Consider the following 19756-nt stretch of genomic DNA (forward strand, 5'->3'; position numbering starts at 1 on the left):
ATGAACAACGGATTTGTACGAGTAGCTGCTGCCATTCCCGATCTGCGGGTGGCCGATTGTGCTTTTAATGTGTCCTGCATAGCGGATTTAGTTCGTCGGGGCGAAGAGGAAAAAGCACAGGTAATCTGTTTCCCTGAACTATCGGTCACGGGCTATACCTGTGCCGATTTATTTTTTCAGCAACAACTGCTAAGCGATGCCGAGAAAGCACTTAATGAACTTCAGATGCTCACGTTTTCTACTACTTCAGTGATTATCGTGGGAATGCCTGTTCGTGTTCAAAACCAGTTATTCAACACTGCTGTAGTATTACAAGGAGGTCATATTTTGGGAGTTGTACCCAAAACCCACTTACCCAACAATAATGAGTTTTACGAAAAACGCTGGTTTTCTCCTTCGACAGCTACAGGAGTACAGCGCATTACGCTCTCAGGCGAAGATGTGCCTTTTGGTACAGATTTGCTCTTTAGCGACGGCAAATTTTCGTTCGGCATAGAGCTTTGCGAGGATCTTTGGGTTCCGATTCCACCAAGTTCGCAACACGCTCTGCATGGTGCTGACATTATTTTCAATCTCTCTGCAACAAACGAGCTGATTGGGAAACATCAGTATTTACGGCAATTAATCGAACAACAGTCGGCCCGCTGCAATGCCGGATATGTATATTCTTCTGCCGGTGCAGGCGAATCAACCACCGATGTAGTCTATGCCGGAAACGGAATAATCGTTGAGAATGGGAAAATCATTGCAAGCTCCGAGCGCTTTTCGTTTGAACCGCAACTTATTGTAAGCGATGTTGACATTGAACGGCTGCAAGCCGACCGTATGCGGAATACAAATTACACCAACGAGAAATCCGACAAAACATATCGCACGATAAAACTGGAGGATGCTCACTTTACCCAATTTGAGTTGAAACGCACGTTTGACAAGCACCCCTTTGTACCACCTCTAACCAACAGAGACGCCAGTTGCGAGGAAATTTTCTCGATACAGGTGGGCGGATTGGCCAAAAGATGGAAACATACAAAAGCAGAAACGGTGGTTGTTGGTATTTCGGGAGGACTGGATTCTACGCTGGCTCTGTTGGTTTGTGTAAAAACAGCCGATAAACTTGGCATTGACCGCAAACACATTTTTGGTATCACCATGCCCGGCTTCGGAACTACCGACCGCACCTATACCAACGCTCTTAATCTTATGAAGTCGCTGGGTATAACCATGCTTGAAATCTCCATAAAAGATGCTTGCATTCAGCACTTCAAAGACATAAATCATGATCCGGACACGCACGATGTGACTTACGAAAACACTCAGGCACGTGAACGGACGCAGATATTGATGGATATCGCCAACAAACACAACGGTCTGGTAATAGGCACCGGCGATTTATCCGAATCGGCTCTTGGCTGGGCAACCTACAATGGCGATCACATGTCAATGTATGCTGTAAACTCGGGCGTACCGAAAACATTGGTTCGTTACCTGGTCGATTGGGCAGCACATAAGCTCGAATCGCAATCCGAGGAGATTTTGCGAGACATACTCGATACTCCGGTAAGTCCGGAGCTGCTACCCGCCGACGAAAGCGGCAATATTGCACAAAAAACCGAAGATATTGTTGGTCCGTACGAATTGCACGATTTCTTTTTATACTACATGGTTCGCTTCGGATTCTCACCATCCAAAATCATGTTTTTAGCCCAAAATGCTTTTGGTGATATATACGCAGATGACGTTATTGAAAAATGGCTTAAAATATTCATTCGCAGATTTTTTGCGCAGCAATTTAAACGTTCATGCATCCCAGACGGACCCAAAGTGGGCTCTATAAATCTGTCACCTCGCGGAGACTGGCGTATGCCAAGCGATGCAGTTGCTTTTTTAGTGAACTGAGAACAGTAAACAATCATCACATTATCACATCACCATATCATCAGATTACCGTATGTTCGAACAAATATTCTACAAAAACTCGCTTCGCGACTGGCTGATATCACTAGCCATCATTGCCGGTGCATTGATTCTTAATAAAATAATCATCCTGCTAAACAAACATTTGATTCAAAAGCTGACTGCCAAAACAAAGAATCGTTTAGATGATATTTTATTCAAAATGCTTCAGGCTCCTGTACTTTTGGGTATTATCCTTGTTGCCATATGGTTCGCTGCACGAAGACTTGAATTGGGAACTCATATTGAAAGTACGATTCTTAAGGCATATAAAGTTCTTACAGTCATCAATATTACCTGGTTTGTTGCTCGGTTGGCCAATGCTTTGCTGGAAGAATATTTAGCACCTAAAGCCGCTGATAAAAATACGCTAAAATACCTCGACAATCATTTAATGTCTATTCTCCGTCGAGCCGTTCTGGCTGTGATTTGGTCATTTGGCGTAGTCATGGCGCTTAACAATGTAGGCGTTAACGTAGGAACACTTATTGCAGGGTTAAGTATCGGTGGTTTGGCATTTGCTCTGGCAGCGCAAGACACGATTAAGAATATCTACGGAGGTTTTACCATCTTCACCGACCGCCCTTTCCGTATTGGCGATCGTATCAAGGTGGACAGTTTTGATGGTTTTGTAGAAGAAATTGGTATCCGCAGCACACGCATTCGCACATTGGAAAAACGACTGGTAACGATACCTAATTACAAACTGGTAGAAGCTTCAGTTGAAAATATATCTGAGGAGCCAATGCGGCGCGTATTAATGAAACTTGGGCTGACTTATAACACAACTCCCGAAAAGATGAACGAAGCCATGTCGATACTGCGCGATATGCCAAACAGAATAAACAATGTATTTGAGAAAGATATTGTAGTGGCTTTTACTGATTTTACCGATTTTGCGCTAGTTATTACATTTGTATATTTCATTAGGAAAAATGCTGATGTAATGGAAACTCCCTCGCTGGTAAATAGCGAGATACTCCGGGCATTCAACGCTGCAGGACTTCAATTTGCTTATCCTACACAAACTATTTACATCGAAAAGGACTAATATAATAGAATACACTAACAACAAGAGAAAAGCCCGACTATAGTTTTTAGTCAGGCTTTCTTTTATATGATATTCAGATCATTAGTCGATTAGATCAAATCCAGTATAAGGAATCAACGCTTTTGGTATGCGAATACCTTCCGGTGTTTGGTTGTTTTCAAGCAATGCAGCCACTATACGCGGCAATGCCATGGCACTTCCATTCAGCGTATGGCAAAGTTGAGTTTTCTTATCTGCAGTTCTGAAACGACATTTCAAACGATTGGCCTGATAACTTTCAAAATTTGAAACCGAACTAACTTCCAGCCAACGCTCCTGAGCAGCTGAAAAAACTTCAAAGTCAAATGTCAAAGCCGAAGTGAAGCTCATATCACCTCCACACAGGCGAAGAATACGCCAAGGCAATTCCAGTTTGTCAACCAATGTCTGCACGTAATTCACCATCTGATCAAGTGTTTCATAGGACTTGTCAGGATGTTGAATCTGTACAATTTCTACTTTGTCGAACTGATGAAGTCGGTTAAGACCACGTACATCTTTACCATAAGAACCTGCTTCGCGGCGGAAACAAGCAGAATAAGCTGTATTTCTGATTGGCAGCTCACTTTCATTCAAAATCACATCCCGATAAATATTTGTAACGGGCACTTCTGCCGTTGGAATCAGATACAAATCATCCACCGTGCAGTGGTACATCTGACCCTCTTTGTCCGGCAACTGACCTGTGCCATAACCCGAAGCTGCATTTACCACATAAGGTGGTTGAACTTCCAGGTAACCTGCTTCACGCGCATTGTCGAGGAAAAAGTTGATCAACGCACGTTGCAAACGGGCTCCTTTGCCTTTATAGACTGGAAAGCCTGCACCTGATATTTTTACACCCAATTCAAAATCAATCAAATCATATTTTTTCGCTAAATCCCAGTGAGGTACAGCATCGGCGTGTAAATTTGGCATAACGCCACCGGTTCGCTCAATTAAATTATCCTCAGCATGCTTTCCAGCGGGCACACTTTCGTGTGGTAGATTTGGAATCTGAACCAGCAATTCGTTGAGTTTAAGTTCTGCTGCTGTTTGTTGATCACCCAGTACTTTAATGCTTTCCTTTAATTCTACCGTTTTTTCTTTGGCCTGAGCAGCTTCATCTTGCTTTCCTTGTTTGAAAAGCAACCCGATTTCCTTCGATAAGTTATTCAACTCGGCCGAGGCAGTATCAACCTTAACCTGAGTTGTTTTACGCACATTATCCAATTCTACTACTTGAGCAATAATATCAGCTCCGTCGAAATTCTTCTTTGCCAACCGAACAATTACTTCTTCGGTATTTTCGGTGATATATTTGAGTGTCAACATATTCTTATTTACAATTTAGTCATTTACAATTTACAATTGCAAACTAAGTCTTGGTTCTTTTATCTAAATAAAAAATCTCCCGCAATTTTACGTATATGTAAAACAACAGGAGATTTATGTGTGTTGAGTATCGGCTAATGCTTAGTTAGCTTCGATAGGTTTTACAGAAACAAATGACTTGTTGTCTTTCTTTTTTCTGAATTCTACTACTCCGTCAACTAATGCGAATAAAGTATGATCTTTTCCCATACCGATGTTTTCACCAATGTGGTGAACTGTTCCGCGTTGACGAACGATGATGTTACCTGCTTTTGCAAATTGACCACCAAAAATCTTTACGCCCAATCGTTTACTTTCCGATTCACGACCGTTCTTTGAGCTACCAACCCCTTTCTTATGTGCCATTTTCTTCTAATTTTTATCGGTTAAGCTACAATTTCTTTAATAAATAATTCTGTGAAGTTTTGACGGTGACCGTTGCGTTTGCGGTATCCCTTACGACGTTTTTTGTGGAAAATAATTACTTTTTCGCCACGAACGTGTGATAATACTTCTGCTACAACTTTAGCACCTACAACAACAGGAGCACCTACAGTGACAGTACCTTCATTGTCAATCAATAACACTTTGTCAAATTCTACCTGAGAGCCTCTTTCAGCTTCTTCCATACGATGGATATACAGTCTTCTTCCGGCTTCCACCTTAAACTGTTGTCCCAAAATTTCTACGATTGCGTACATTTTTAAAACGACTTTTCTGATTACATCGGGAAGGTGAGTTACCAACTGGTATTGCTTCTTGTTTTTACCTTATCCGAAAAGAGCTGCAAAAATACAACTTTATTTTTAATATGCAAAGCCCTAAACCAAAATAATTTTCATTTTCAGCGCAATTCATTTCAAAGCTGGAAATCAAACCATTACCCATTGATTGTTCTATCACACATTCTATTGGATCAGAAGCGATGTCATCGAAAGAGAACCCATAACTGTCTTATCATTAAAAAATGAAAGCTTATCGCTTTCTCGTTTGATAGCCAGCGTATAAAGAAGTGGTAAAAAATGCTCAGGAGTTGGCACAGCCAGTTGAACATCTTTGCCTAATAAATTGTAGTCGATTAACTCCTTATGCCCGTTGTTTATAATCAACTTTTTAATTTTATCGTTCGCCTCAACAGCCCAATCATGACCATATTCCTCGTCATCTGCTTTATCCCAGGCTACCTTGCTCAAGTTATGAACGATATTACCGCTACCGATTATCAGTACCCCTTTGTCTCGCAACGAAGTCAGCTCCCTGGCAAATTCATAATGTTCCTTAGGTGATTTGTGATAATCCAGACTCAGCTGAATAACAGGTATATTTGCCTGTGGATACATGCGCCGGATTACACTCCATGCACCATGATCCAACCCCCACTTCTGATCAGAATGAATATGGGCATCGGCAAAAGAGTCTATTATTTCACTTGCCAGTTCTGGACTTCCGGGAGCAGAATATTGCACTTCATACAGTTCACGGGGAAATCCGCCAAAATCGTGGATCGTCGGAGGTTGCTGCATAGCAGTTATTTGTGTACCACGGGTTTCCCAATGCGCAGATATGCAGATTATAGCTTTAGGTAAAGGTAAAGTTTCACCTAATTTTCTCCAGCTTTGAGAAAACTCATTATCCTCAATAGCGTACATTGGGCTACCATGGCCGACAAATAATACCGGCATAGACAGATTTGAACTATTCATTATTCTTAATTATTATTTCTGCAATTTACACAAATTTGAGTTATTGCACACTTATTTTCTTCATTTTTTCAAATCCATTCTCACAATCTTTTACCAACAATCTCTCCAAATTCATAATCACCTGAAACTATCAAAACGAATTAAGCATCAATTTAAAAACATTAAACATCAGGCAATTAGACAAGACAAAGATAGTAAATATGTTATACTAAAAACATTCAGTATTCAAAAAAGTTTCCGAAAAAATCAAAATCAATTTCAACGCAAAAAACATCCGGCAAACACTCATTTAATGCATTCAATTTTGCTAACACATTCTGCTATACACTATAATTCAAACGTTTGCAGTCCTTCAGCCTATTGTAGCTGACCCTGAACTTTATATTATGCTTTATTTTTCGTATTTTTGTAGAGATTTTTTAATCGCACAGGCCATGAAAATACAATTCAATATACATTATAAAACCCAATGGGGACAATCTATGTATCTGTTGATTTACAAATCAGCGGAACAACCTGAGAACAGTTCTTCGGAAGGTATTATTATGCAATGCAACGAGAAATCGGAATGGAACACTGAAATATCATTGGATTCTGCTGGCTCGATTTGCTACCAATACGCCATACTTAATCCAGACAAATCTTTTGATTACGAATATGGTGGCATCCGAAAAGTTGAACTGACTCCGTCAAAAGAAACTGTTCTGATCTACGACAACTGGCGCGCATCTTACGGCGACAGTCCATTTATAACAGCAGCATTTTCAGATTGTTTCTTCAATCGCACAAAATCAAATGACGAAACTCACACTACTGAAGGCAGCCTGATTCTTCGCCTGAATTGCCCACAAATGGAGCCTGACCGCCACTTTGCCATAGTTGGCAATCAGGAAGTATTGGGAAATTGGGATGTTACTCATAAGGTCAGACTTAACGAATCGCAATTTCCCATTTGGAGCATCAGCCTTGATGTCGAGAAAATCTCTTTTCCCCTTGAATATAAGTATCTGATTGTCGACACAAAAACCGATGAAGTACTGGCCTGGGGTGGTGGCCCAAACAGAATTCTTCAGCAGGCAGAAAAACAATCACTTACCGTGGTTAATGACGAACATTTTATCAGAACTATCCCCTCGTGGAGAGGTGCAGGTGTGGCAATTCCGGTGTTCTCGCTTCGTAGCGAAAAAAGTTTTGGAATCGGAGAGTTCAATGATTTAAAGAAAATGGTGGATTGGGCAAAAAAAACAGGTCAACGCATTATACAAACTCTGCCCATCAACGACACCATTCTTTACCACACCAATTACGATTCATACCCTTACAATGCGGTTTCTGTTTATGCTTTGCATCCTATCTATTTGAATTTAGACAGTTTAGGCAAACTCAAAACAAAAAAACAGAAGGATTATTTTCTCGCTAAAAAGCAAGAGCTCAACGCTCAGACTTTTTCTGATTACCAGCATGTAATGAATACCAAATGGGAGTTTTTTAAAATTATCTACCCCCAGGAAAGCCCTGCTGTTTTTGCATCAGAAGACTATAAAACATTTTTTGAAGCCAATAAAGAATGGCTGGTTCCCTATGCAGCATTCTCTTACCTGCGGGATTTGTACGGCACACCCGAATTTGGTAAATGGCCTGACCACAATATCTACAATTCAACAGAAATAGAAACCTTATCAGCTCCTGATCAGGCTCATTATAATGACATTGCTATCTTTTACTTCCTGCAATATCATTTGCATAAACAATTGGTTGAAGTACACGATTATGCACGAGCCAACGGAATTGCAATAAAAGGCGATATTCCTATCGGCGTAAGCCCCCGAAGCGTTGACGCCTGGGTAGATCCTTATCTTTTTGACACTGATTTGCAAGCCGGAGCACCCCCCGATGATTTTTCGGCAACAGGTCAAAACTGGGGTTTTCCTACGTACAATTGGGAATTAATGGAAGAAAACGGATACGAGTGGTGGAAAAAACGATTCCAAAAGCTCGCAGAATATTTTGACGCATACCGCATTGATCACATCCTTGGCTTCTTCAGAATTTGGGGAATTCCGGTGGATGCTGTATGGGGATTAACCGGCAGTTTCCAACCTGCTTTGCCATTTTCCTATCAGGAACTTGAATCGAAAGGAGTTTGGGTTGATGAGGATAGATTCCTGAAACCTTATTTAAAAGAGCATGTTCTGTATGCAACTTTTGGAAAGTACACCGACGATGTTATACGGGAATATCTTTTACCTGATGGTTGGCAAAATTACAAGTTCAAACCCGAGTTTGATACGCAGAAAAAGATTGAGAAACATTTTGCAACTCTCGGATACAACTTCGGAAATAAGGAAGTGCTCATTCGGGATGGTTTGTATATGCTTCACTGCGAAGTTCTTTTCGTTCGCGACTCACATCAACCGAACAAAATACATCCGCGAATTTCGATGCATAATTCGGCTACGTTCCGTGATTTGCCCGAAAACACTCGCCGATTACTTGATAAAATATATGTGGACTACTTCTATCATCGCCATACTGAATTTTGGAAACAGCAGGCTTTGAAGAAACTTCCGGCTTTAATATCAGCAACGAATATGCTGGTTTGTGGCGAAGATTTGGGCATGGTGCCCGATTCGGTGCCGGACGTTATGAATAATCTTGAAATTCTCAGTCTGGAAATACAACGAATGCCTAAAAAGCCAAACACCGAATTTGCAATGCCTTCGGATGCTCCATACAGATCAGTCTGTACAACTTCCACTCACGACATGAATCCGATACGTGCATGGTGGGAAGAAGACCCGGTTTTAACCCAACGTTTTTACAATAGAGCGCTGGGAATGCAAGGTCCGGCACCTGCTACCTGCGAAAACTGGATTGCAGAACGCATTATCGAGCAACATCTGGAATCAAATGCCATGTTGATAATTTTACCGTGGCAGGATTGGATGGCGCTGGACTCTACTCTTTGTCTAGAACATCCGTTTGCAGAACGTATCAACGTGCCAAGCAATCCAAGAAATTTCTGGTGCTACAGAATGCACATGACGCTGGAACAGCTATTGAAGGAGAGCAAATTTAATAGCAAAATAAAAGAAATGATTGAAAAATCAGGTCGGTAGTTTTTAGTCGGTAGTTCATAGTAAAAAGCAAGTAGATAATAATCAAATACAAAAAATAATTCAACAAGAAAAATGAGCGATCAGCGTTACAATTTAAGAGGCGTTTCTGCATCGAAAGAAGATGTACACAATGCAATTAAGAATATAGATAAAGGTTTATTTCCAAAGGCTTTTTGCAAGATTATCCCTGATTTTTTAGGCAACGATCCTGACTATTGCAACATCATGCACGCTGATGGAGCAGGCACCAAATCGTCGCTTGCTTATGTTTACTGGAAAGAAACCGGTGATATTTCAGTATGGAAAGGCATTGCACAAGATGCGCTAATTATGAATATTGATGATTTACTGTGCGTTGGGGCTACAGACAATATACTTCTTTCATCTACCATCGGAAGAAACAAAAACAGAATTCCGGGTGAAGTTATTTCAGCTATCATTAACGGAACCAATGAATTGGTTGAAGAGCTGGCCAACATGGGTGTAAACATTTACCCAACCGGTGGTGAAACAGCCGATGTCGGCGATCTGGTCCGCACAATAATAGTTGACAGCACGGTTACCTGCCGCATGAAACGCGCGGATGTCATAGACAATGCCAACATTCAACCCGGTGATGTAATTGTCGGACTTTCGTCGAGTGGACAAGCTACATACGAAAAGGAATATAACGGCGGAATGGGAAGTAATGGTCTTACTTCGGCTCGTCACGATGTCTTTGCTAACTACCTGGCGGCAAAATATCCTGAAAGCTACAACGCCGATATTCCTCAGGAGTTGGCTTATTCGGGTTCTTGCAAACTCACCGATGCAGTTGAAGGTTTGGGTATTGATGCCGGGAAACTGGTGTTATCTCCGACACGCACCTATGCTCCGGTGGTAAAAAAATTATTGTCAGAACTTCGACCTAATATTCACGGAATGGTGCATTGTTCGGGAGGTGCGCAAACCAAAATTCTGCACTTTATCGACAACCTGAAAGTGGTAAAAAACAATCTTTTCCCTGTTCCTCCTCTGTTCCAACTAATTCAGAAAGAATCAGGAACCGATTGGAAAGAGATGTACAAGGTGTTCAACATGGGACATAGACTGGAAGTATATTTACCGGCAGAATACGCCCAACAAGTTATTGAAATATCCAAATCATTCAACATCGATGCACAAATCGTAGGCTATTGCGAACATTCCGATAAAAAGGAACTATTGATTGAAAGCGAGTTTGGAAAGTTTGAGTATTAACCGCTAAAGACACGGCAGGATATTCTAAAGATATTGCAGAACGTTCTAAAGACTTAGCAGGACATTCTAAAGCAATAGCAGAGAATTCTAAAGGCATAGCAAAACATTCTAAAGACTTAGCAGGACATTTTAAAGACTTAGCAAAACGGTCTAAACACCTAGCAGAACATTCTAAACGTTCGGCAGAGAGTTCTAAACTATCAAAGAATAGGAGACTGACTTACACATAGTCAAGAGCCCTGAAAGAAAATTTCTTTCAGGGCTCTTGCTGTTATGTGACTTTAGCTATTTCGTAGGAGTACCTGACTTACTTCAGTAAAAAACCTATATTCGTGGTAAATAGCTTTACAGCTATGGCTAGCAGGATTATTCCGAAAAATTTCCGAAGAATGTAAATTCCACCATCGCCAATAAGCTTCTCTATTTTTGATGTTGATTTCAACACAAAGAAAACAAAAATCATATTCAATACCAATGCAATTATGATATTCTCAGTAGCATATTCTGCGCGTAAAGCAAGCAGTGTGGTAAATGAACCGGGGCCGGCTATAAGAGGAAAAGCAATAGGAACTATGGACGAACCTCCCTCGGGACCATGATTTCGGAAAATTTCCACATCCAGAATCATTTCCAACGAAAATATGAATATTATCAAAGCTCCAGCAACCGCAAATGACTGAATATCCACATTGAAGAGTCGCAGAACAGCCTCACCCGAAAAAAGAAAAAAGACAAGTATGATTAAAGCCACGATCGAAGCCCTGGAAGCATATACGCTCTGTCCTTTACGCTTAATATTGAGTATTATAGGGATAGAACCCAGGATATCAATTATAGCAAAAAGCACCATAAATGCGCTGGTAATCTGTAAGAAACTGAAATTCATTTTAGTTGTTTAAGTGTTTCATTATTTATAATTCGTCTCTCCGCATCAAAAAACCAACCCCACTTGTTGAAGTACTTTATCATGTTTTTCATGTGAATAAACAGCAACCTGCCAACGACATAAGAACCTTGCGCATGCTGGTGCACAACCGAAACCTGCGGGTAAAAAACAGTACGGTATTTCTGATGCATTCGCCTAGTCAAATCAATATCTTCGGGATACATAAAAAATCGTTCATCAAACAGTCCAACTTCCCTGACTGATTCAGTTTTTAAGAACATAAAACATCCTGAAAGATAGGGAACATCCATTATCCGATTATATCCCGAAGCTCGAAGTTCAAACACATCAGCTCGTTTCTTTGTCCACGCCTTAGGCAAAAATCTTCGAAAGATTAAATCAAAGGGTGTTGGCAATAGTTTGCAAAGATACTGAATTTCTCCATTGGGATAATATACTTTGGGCATCAATAAGCCAATATTTGAATTATTATTCATAAACGCATCAATTTTCGCCAGTATTTCCGACTGAAAAATAATGTCAGGATTCAAAACTAAATGATATGGGATATTTTGTTCCAGCGTCCGACGAATGGCAATATTATGCGCAGCACCATACCCAATATTCTGGTTATTAAAGATATATGTCACGCCAAGATCAACAAACTGATCTTGCCTGAAAGGCGAATTATCGATCAGAAAAATTTCCGACACACAGTCCGCTTCACGCAAAACATCCACCAACGGCTGAATCTCAGCTACAGTGTGCTTGTAAATAACAATGGATACATTGATTGGCATAATTCCTAATTAATATACAATCCGGTTTTGTGGTGATAAACGTCAATGATTAATTTCTCATCGTAGTGTTCCAGCATTTTTCTCCGTCCGTTCTTTCCCATTTCATTTCGTTCTGCGGCATCAAGTAAATACATTTCCTCCATCATCTTTGCCAGGCTTTCCACATCCCTGGGTGCGCACATTTTACCATTGATATTGTGTTCGATAAGTTCTTTACATCCCACGTTATCTGTTGTAATAATGGGACGCTCCATACTCATGGCTTCCATCAAACAGCGCGGCACTCCTTCACCATAATAGGATGGCAAAACAACGCAGTCAGAATTGGCAATAAAAGTACGAACATCCATGGTATCCTCAAAATAGCGTATTGCTCCTTCCCTATCCCATTCTATCAATTTCGTAACAGGAATATTATGAGGATTTTGGATGTCTGTTTTACCCAGTACCTGAAATTCGGTATTGGGATATTTTTGCTTTAAAAGCTTTGCGGCTAGTACAAACTCCTCAATACCTTTTTCTTTCACCAGTCGCGATAAAAAAAGAAAAACAAATTTATCCTTATTCATTGCTTTTCGTTTCGGAATAAAAAAATCAGTATCGAGACCCTCACTATTCAATACAAATGAACGGGACTCTTCAACAATATGTTTCTTTAAAAAGACATCCCTGTTGTCAGTATTCAGAAACCAAACTTCTTTTACCCTTTGGAGAGATTTTCGGTACAATGAAACAACAAATAAATTCAGCCACTTGCCGGCATCAAATGTATAACCCAGACCGGTCGTAACGGCTATACTGTTTATTTTTAAAAGCCTACATACGAAGGAGCCATATATTATAGGTTTGACAGTATAATGAAATACAAAATCGAAAGAGTGACTTTTGTAAATCTTTACCATTTTACAGAATAACATTATATCTGTCAATACATTGGTACCTTTACCATCTATTTCCAGATGGACGAAAATAATACCGTCTGCCGCAAATAAAGGTGAGTACTGATCCCGGGGTGCAATGGCAAAAACCGTATAACCTTTATCCACAAAACTTTTCATCACTCCCAGCCGGAAGTTATAGAGAGAAAAAGCTGTATTTCCTACAAAAGCTATCCGTTTCGAATTGTTAGTCACGTCAGACTCTGATATATATTGTTGTAATCTACTCATGTATTTCTATTGCATCTTATCAGTAATTGTAGGTGCATCGGCCTCTTTTATTTCTCAATCCGTCCCAATATCCCATAACAGAATACCTGAAGTATTTCATTTTTTCGTCGGAAAGTATCAGGAAAACAATCAATCTCAACCCGTTAAATACCACTTCTCTTACTTTATAGCCAAAAGCAATATACGGACACCTTACCATAAATACGCTATTTCTGAATAAATAGTATTTACGTAGTGGCGAATGAAGCGAAATTTTTCTTCCCAAGACACCAACCCTATCCTCACCAATGATATGATTCATCCTTGCCATCGGGGTTGCATACAACTTATAACCTTTTGATATAGCTCTGAATGACCACTCTACATCAATATAATCAATAAAAAAATCCTCGTTCATAAATCCAACTTCAGCAATCACTTCTGATTCAATCAGGCAACCTGAAGCTATTAAAAAAGTTGCCTCAACACTCTCGTTTTTCGGCAACCGTCTGTCTATAAAAGGACCAATATACTTCGTGATCGGATATTGTTCACCAGTTTTTCTATTGTAATAAGTCGGACCGATAGCTCCAACTCTCAACCCTCTTTTCAGTAATTCATCTTTGGCTGCAAGTAGGTTATTAACAAACCCATCTTCTATCTCGGAGTCATCATCCAACAATAAAATTTGGCTTGCTCCAGCTGCTAAAGCAGCCTCTATTCCTCTATTTTGCGCAAATCCCAGCCCTTTGTTCTCTTCGTTTTCAATCAAAACAACGTGCGTTTCAGAACTCCTGTCAATATCTGAAACACATTCCAAAATATTTGCCGAGTTTAGCGATCCATTGTCAACATAAACGATTAACTGAACCTGCCGTACCAGCACTACCAACTGCCGTTGAAGCACTTCAATATCGGGATTATATGTTACTACAATAGCAGCTATTTTATGGGGCATAATCAATTATTTCGTCAATAAAAACTCAATTACAAACCTTTACCAACCAATTTCTTCAATGTTATTGTAGCGTATCGCTTGTCTTCAAAAATCAGGTACTGTTTAATCACTCTCAGAAATAGTTTCACTTTGTATCCAACATAATACCTTAAGCCCAGTTCCTTTAAAAACAATTTTTCAGCTTCAAGAAATTCGGTATGTCTGACTAAATCGACATCCCTTTCATAATTCTGAAAAGATAAGTTGTGATTTATCATACAATCCAGCACATAAACCTTTTTCTTCTGAAGATAGATTTGATTATAATACCAATGATCCAGCATATCCAACGGGTATTTATCTGAAAATCCGCCTATCGATTGAATAAAATTCACATTCAACAGAGTCAAGGAATTAAATGCAACCACTCTTCCACGTTGAATACCGGTATGCTGCAAAGCATTTTCCCACCAACCAACTGAACTGATTTTTCTGGGAGAAAGCACTTGGCTCCCATCTACAAGCTTTGGAACTAAAGCCACAATGCCATCATCAATCGTCCTTTGCAAAAAATTCGACAAGCAGCCAACATAATCTTCAGACAATTCAGAATCCTGATCCAAGAGTAGCAACCATTGGTAACCTTCGGCTAAAGCATACCTCCATGCATAATTATAGGCGGACGATAATTTTCCATTATGATCTGAGTTTACAACTATTGAATCCTCCGATTCGGCCAACCCGTACTCTGAACTATTGTTATAAATTATAAGTTTATATCTAATATTTTGTGATTTAATGCACTCCTTTAGTGTCCGGTAGGACACACACTCCTCAATCGACTTTTTATAAAGCACAATCAAAATCAGAATTTTATCTGCAGCTGAATTATTCATCAACTTTATTCTTTATGATTTTTAGTTGCTTCCGCGAGTACGAAAATAATTCATACCTGCTGATAAAATAAGGAGTTGTTGCTACAAGTATCAACTTTAAATTCAACGAGAAATTTGTAAAAAAAAGATCACCAACCAATTGCATGACCAACTCAAACAAAAAGAAAGAGTATAAGACTACAAAAATAACGTTTCCATTTTCGGCTTTATTATAAACAAAGCCCAGCAACAAACCCAGCAATATTGAAAAAAAAGCTATTCCACTAAGTCCAAAATCTTTATAATATGGATACAATACCGTATATGTATTGGTAACAACCCCAACATTGACAAATCCCAAAATGGTATCATTGGGTTTCATTTTTGTCAATCCAAGTTTATATTTAACCGCATAGAAAAAACGAAATACATTTTCTCCAAATTGCACAGAACTTTCTGATTTGACCGTTTCAAAAGCAGGCGCAGAACTCAATGCATATATTGTTACAAATTCAGATGTAGGGTTCTTAGATGCGGTTGAATTAGATCGTAAAGATTGAACTCCTAGAAAAACAAAAAGAATAATAATTCCTGAAATAGCTATATGATTAAACTTTATAAATTTATTGCTATACAAGACAAAGATTGTACTAAGAAAAAGTGTTAATATATTCGTTTTGGACATCGTGATAAATGCATACATCAAATACATTAAAAATAAAACAAAAACTCTTTTCTTATTTTCCTTTGAATAGCAGTTTAACTCAATCAAATAACTCCCTAACCAAATTAGAGTGTAAAACGGATTCGAATCTTCAATACTGATTCCTTTTATCCCGCCAACTGCAGCACTTCTCATATCGGCCATCCAATTAGTCGAAGTTCCAAGTTTCACAATCTCATAAGCGTGTAAAATCAATAGCGGAAAGGTTACAAGCGAGGCATAGAAAAAGATATTTCTGGCCAGTTGACTAGGTTTAATTCTGTTATTATTCGATAACGAAAGAGCCTGAATAAATAAAGATGAAACACAAAAAAGTGTTACCCAAATGTCTATTGCACTTAGGAATTTATCCGTAAGCGGATTAAGACCACTTCCGAGAAAGGTGTACAAAAACAATACAGACAACCATATACCTGATGTTATTACACTCGGGGAAAATATGTTATATTTTGAACATATCAGGCTGATAATAAATAAAAACAAGCATAAAGATATAGAGATATACATTGCCATTTTTATCTTTTAAAATATTGTTTACTACGAGATAGATCTAAAAATATATTTTCGACTATACCAAAACATTCCCAAGGCCACCGACAGTTCCGTGAGGAAAAGCGATATTGCAGCTCCTGTAGATTGCAAGTACGGTGCTAAAACAGTAATGCTTACAATAGCTATTATTGCCGCAACCAAATAGGTTCGTTTAAAATCTTTTTTGTCTTCGTCGTTACCTATTGCCAGCAAACCCAACTGTCCGAAAACTCCTCCCAAACCAATAAACATAGGCACAACCGACATAATTCGGAATAATGTCTGTGTTCCCGCATATTCCTTCCCCAAAAAAGCAACCAGATAAGGCGAGAGGAAAAACATAGCTACAAATACGCCGGACATGGCTACAAATATAAACAATAAAATTTTGCGTACCAATTTTGTAGCTTCCGGTAAGTTAGTTACTGACATTGCACTTATTCTTGGATAAAATGACTGACTCAGCGGAACAAAAATCAAATAACAAAATCCCCGCATGATTTTTTCCACCGCAGTGTATTTCCCGACCTCAACCGGATCAGCAAAATAAGCCAGAATCAGAACGTAACTTGCAATATATATACTTGAAGCCGCTGTAGACAGGAAGATTGGATAGCTTGACTTTACTTCGCGGGAGATATTAGTCAGAGTTGTTTTAAACCAATATCCGATATATTTATTCCGATAAATAATTACGCCTGTTATTAGCGGTCCCAGAATATATACGGCAGATTGAATCGTAGCTGCCAGTAGATAGTCTTCTTTTGTTTTGACAAAAACGAATGTAAGCGGAAGAATTAAAAGTTTGGAAAAAATATTCACAAATGAAAGTACTCTTATTTTTCCAAGCCCCTGAAAAAGCCATACAAATGAAAATGTATTGCCAACCACCATCAAAAAAAGAATCAACAGAGTTTGAGAATAAACCCTAAATTGAGGAACACAGAAAGCCAGAATCAATACAGCCATAAGACATATCAACATCAATCCGATTTTGGCTAAGAGCGTAGCCGATGCAATTTCATCCAGCTTATCTTTATTGTTTTTATAAAGTGCCACACGTTTTGTCGCACTTAGATTAAAACCGAAATCTACAACCAACATAAGATATTGGGTTATAGTCAGAGAAAAACCAATATACCCGAACTTTTCTGCACCAAGTGTAACCATCAGATATGGATACACCAGCAACGGAAAAATGTAGTTAAATCCCTGTAATACCAACAAATAGATGGTATCCCAGATTTCTTTGTTGTATTTTTGGTTTTTCAACTTTAGCATTTATCGCAGTATGGTTACATACTCTATTCGTACTTTTCCATTTTATCCTCAATGCTCACATTTTCTCTCGAGGTTTGTATCTTAACGTATGTCATTAGGCTTTCAGCTCCCGCTTCGTAACAGGCTTCCTGAGCCTGTTTGATTACTTCCATAATCTTATCGTAGCTTCCTTCCATCACTGTTTCAAATGGAGTCACTTTATATCTTAGCCCCGATGCAGCAATTACTTCTATAGCTTTATCTACTAATGCGTATGGGTGAACTGAGTGAGAGGAAGGCAAAATTTGCAATGCGATATTTACTGTTTTATCCATTTTATAATTTATTTACAGGTCATTAAATTCAAAAATCACATTTATGAGAAATAAACGCAATGTTATTTTTTATTTTCTCCAAAGGTACGTTTTCCTGATGAAAAAAACCCGAAATTTCTTTCGGGTTTTTTAAAATATCTGAGTTAGCCGAATTTTATTCAGCAACTTCTTCTGCTACCGGAGCTTCAGCTGGAGCTTCTTCCTCAGCAACAACTTCAGCCGCAGCAGCTATAGCTTCAGCTTGTTTTTTTGCCAATTCAGCAGCTTTTGCTTTGTTTACTTCTACTTCGGCAGCTAAACGTGCTTTGGCAGCAGCTTGTTTCTCAGCAGCTAATTGTTCTTTAGTTTTTGCTACACTTGACTCTTTGCTCAATTTCCAAGCTTCGAAACGTTTATCGGCCTCAGCCACGTCGAATGCACCTTTTTTGGCTCCTTCAAGTAAGTGTTTTTTCAATAATACTCCTTCATTTGAAAGAATAGTTCTAGTTGTGTCGGTTGGTTGAGCTCCTGTAGTTAACCAATACAATGCACGTTCGAACTTCAAGTCGATTGTTGCAGGATTAGTGTTAGGGTTATAAGAACCGATACGTTCGATAAATTTGCCATCACGTGGCGCTCTGCTGTCAGCGATAACGATGTGATAATAAGCATATCCCTTACGACCGTGACGTTGCAATCTAATTTTTACTGGCATTTTTTTATTGTTAAATGATTATACCTAATGCTTTTTCTCGAAAAGCGGTTGCAAAGATAGTGTTTTTATTTGAAAATAAAAAGGTTGGATAAAAATAAGTTAGCTTTAAATACTTCAGTTTAATTATTGAATATCCAGGCAGATTCATATTTCTCATCAGATTTTCTGAGATTCTGGACGAATTCATCTGCTTCTTCTTTTGATTTAAAAGATTGTATTGCAACACGGTATGTTCTGGAAGATGGCAACACTCTTGCTTCGGTGAATTTTTCATGAACCAATTCATCACATAATCTCTGTGCCGATGATCGATCAGGAACACTCGCTACAATTACGTGATAATTACCAATTTCGACTTTATTCTCTATTACTTTCACCTGTTCTGCAATAGCCGGCCTTTCAGTATTTATCACTTCGGCAGGTTTACTCTCAGCAACCTTAACTTCAAGGCTTTGATCTTCATTACCGTCAAAAGAATTTACAAACGAAAGTGAAGCCAGACTTGCATAGTTAGTCGAATTGGACACATCATTAATGTGTGGAGATGCTACCAATACGCCTACTACAATAACAGCCGCAGCTGCATACTTTAATAGTTTTGAAGATGGGAATACGATAATCCGATTTGCAGATTCCTTCGTTTGACGAACTTCTCTTGAAGCTATATACAAATCGGACAGACCTAGGTTCTGCGGCAAGAAACCTGACTTATAAATCGGATTAAAAGTCAGCGACCCCTGATTATTTTTTTGCAAAATACCCAAATCACCAATCACAACACTACCATTGGCCTTTAATTGATCATTAATTAGTTCAACCTTGCCTTCTATATACTCCACTGCCTTTCTGTAGCTTATTTGCTCTGATCTCGAAACTTCAATAGCCAGCAAACCATCCGAATTATTCATTAATGCATTAAACCCAATAGTTGCATGGGGAGGTGTAATACGGTCGGAAAGAATCCTGGCCGATTGCATCTGCACAATAAATCCACCCAAATTTGGCACAACGACATAATCATGTTGCGACAAGAGATTTTCGATATGTCTATAAAAATTTTCCACGGAGCAAAAATATGACAAAGGATTTAGACGGTAAATCTTTCCAAC

At 39.0% G+C, this 19756-nt stretch carries 18 protein-coding genes; 4 read left to right on the forward strand and 14 right to left on the reverse strand.

Features of this window, described 5'->3' with window-relative positions:
- The gene (locus PALPR_RS06380) at positions 1–1896 is read left to right on the forward strand and encodes an NAD(+) synthase (protein ID WP_013444794.1); all 1896 of its coding nucleotides are present in this window, start codon (positions 1–3) and stop codon (positions 1894–1896) included.
- Between the two features lie 52 nt (positions 1897–1948).
- A complete protein-coding gene (locus tag PALPR_RS06385) occupies positions 1949–3004 on the forward strand; it encodes a mechanosensitive ion channel family protein (RefSeq protein ID WP_013444795.1) in 1056 nt (351 codons plus the stop codon).
- Between the two features lie 81 nt (positions 3005–3085).
- Here PALPR_RS06385 and serS read toward each other — a convergent pair whose 3' ends face one another.
- From serS to ygiD, 4 genes are all read right to left on the reverse strand, one after another.
- The gene (gene serS / locus PALPR_RS06390) at positions 3086–4357 is read right to left on the reverse strand and encodes a serine--tRNA ligase (protein WP_013444796.1); all 1272 of its coding nucleotides are present in this window, start codon (positions 4355–4357) and stop codon (positions 3086–3088) included.
- 141 nt (positions 4358–4498) lie between these two features.
- A complete protein-coding gene (gene rpmA / locus PALPR_RS06395; RefSeq protein WP_013444797.1) occupies positions 4499–4762 on the reverse strand; it encodes a 50S ribosomal protein L27 in 264 nt (87 codons plus the stop codon).
- A 20-nt stretch (positions 4763–4782) separates the two neighbouring features.
- The gene (gene rplU, locus PALPR_RS06400) at positions 4783–5097 is read right to left on the reverse strand and encodes a 50S ribosomal protein L21 (RefSeq protein ID WP_013444798.1); all 315 of its coding nucleotides are present in this window, start codon (positions 5095–5097) and stop codon (positions 4783–4785) included.
- Between the two features lie 207 nt (positions 5098–5304).
- Positions 5305–6099: a 4,5-DOPA-extradiol-dioxygenase gene (gene ygiD / locus PALPR_RS06405; RefSeq protein ID WP_013444799.1), complete on the reverse strand. Its 795-nt coding sequence runs from the start codon at positions 6097–6099 to the stop codon at positions 5305–5307.
- 434 nt (positions 6100–6533) lie between these two features.
- Between ygiD and PALPR_RS06410 the strand changes: the two genes are divergently transcribed.
- Both PALPR_RS06410 and PALPR_RS06415 read left to right on the forward strand, forming a co-directional pair.
- The gene (locus tag PALPR_RS06410; protein WP_013444800.1) at positions 6534–9218 is read left to right on the forward strand and encodes a 4-alpha-glucanotransferase; all 2685 of its coding nucleotides are present in this window, start codon (positions 6534–6536) and stop codon (positions 9216–9218) included.
- A 72-nt stretch (positions 9219–9290) separates the two neighbouring features.
- Positions 9291–10457, forward strand: a complete 1167-nt coding sequence (locus tag PALPR_RS06415) for an AIR synthase related protein (protein ID WP_013444801.1) — start codon at positions 9291–9293, stop codon at positions 10455–10457.
- Between the two features lie 307 nt (positions 10458–10764).
- On the opposite strand, the gene PALPR_RS06420 is transcribed toward PALPR_RS06415, so the two are convergent.
- The 10 genes from PALPR_RS06420 to PALPR_RS15345 form a co-directional block, all read right to left on the reverse strand.
- Positions 10765–11343 (reverse strand): MarC family protein, encoded by a 579-nt coding sequence (locus tag PALPR_RS06420; RefSeq protein ID WP_013444802.1) that lies wholly within the window; start codon positions 11341–11343, stop codon positions 10765–10767.
- The gene (locus tag PALPR_RS06425) at positions 11340–12143 is read right to left on the reverse strand and encodes a glycosyltransferase family protein (protein ID WP_013444803.1); all 804 of its coding nucleotides are present in this window, start codon (positions 12141–12143) and stop codon (positions 11340–11342) included. Before PALPR_RS06425 ends, PALPR_RS06420 begins: the two co-directional genes overlap by 4 nt.
- A gap of 5 nt (positions 12144–12148) precedes the next feature.
- Positions 12149–13312 (reverse strand): glycosyltransferase family 4 protein, encoded by a 1164-nt coding sequence (locus PALPR_RS06430; protein ID WP_013444804.1) that lies wholly within the window; start codon positions 13310–13312, stop codon positions 12149–12151.
- 19 nt (positions 13313–13331) lie between these two features.
- Positions 13332–14249 (reverse strand): glycosyltransferase family 2 protein, encoded by a 918-nt coding sequence (locus PALPR_RS06435; RefSeq protein WP_013444805.1) that lies wholly within the window; start codon positions 14247–14249, stop codon positions 13332–13334.
- Between the two features lie 29 nt (positions 14250–14278).
- Positions 14279–15124, reverse strand: coding sequence for a glycosyltransferase (locus PALPR_RS06440; protein WP_013444806.1), 846 nt, complete (start codon positions 15122–15124; stop codon positions 14279–14281).
- Positions 15117–16340: an oligosaccharide repeat unit polymerase gene (locus tag PALPR_RS06445; protein WP_041620312.1), complete on the reverse strand. Its 1224-nt coding sequence runs from the start codon at positions 16338–16340 to the stop codon at positions 15117–15119. Before PALPR_RS06445 ends, PALPR_RS06440 begins: the two co-directional genes overlap by 8 nt.
- 24 nt (positions 16341–16364) lie before the next feature.
- The gene (locus tag PALPR_RS06450; RefSeq protein ID WP_013444808.1) at positions 16365–17639 is read right to left on the reverse strand and encodes a flippase; all 1275 of its coding nucleotides are present in this window, start codon (positions 17637–17639) and stop codon (positions 16365–16367) included.
- A 23-nt stretch (positions 17640–17662) separates the two neighbouring features.
- On the reverse strand, positions 17663–17953 hold the full coding sequence (locus tag PALPR_RS06455) for a thiamine-binding protein (protein ID WP_013444809.1): 291 nt from the start codon (positions 17951–17953) through the stop codon (positions 17663–17665).
- 154 nt (positions 17954–18107) lie between these two features.
- On the reverse strand, positions 18108–18647 hold the full coding sequence (locus tag PALPR_RS06460; RefSeq protein ID WP_013444810.1) for a 30S ribosomal protein S16: 540 nt from the start codon (positions 18645–18647) through the stop codon (positions 18108–18110).
- A gap of 119 nt (positions 18648–18766) precedes the next feature.
- Complete coding sequence (locus tag PALPR_RS15345; protein WP_013444811.1) at positions 18767–19711, reverse strand: HU domain-containing protein; 945 nt, start codon at positions 19709–19711, stop codon at positions 18767–18769.
- Positions 19712–19756 lie beyond the last annotated feature (45 nt).

Source organism: Paludibacter propionicigenes WB4, from assembly GCF_000183135.1.
Lineage (GTDB): Bacteria > Bacteroidota > Bacteroidia > Bacteroidales > Paludibacteraceae > Paludibacter > Paludibacter propionicigenes.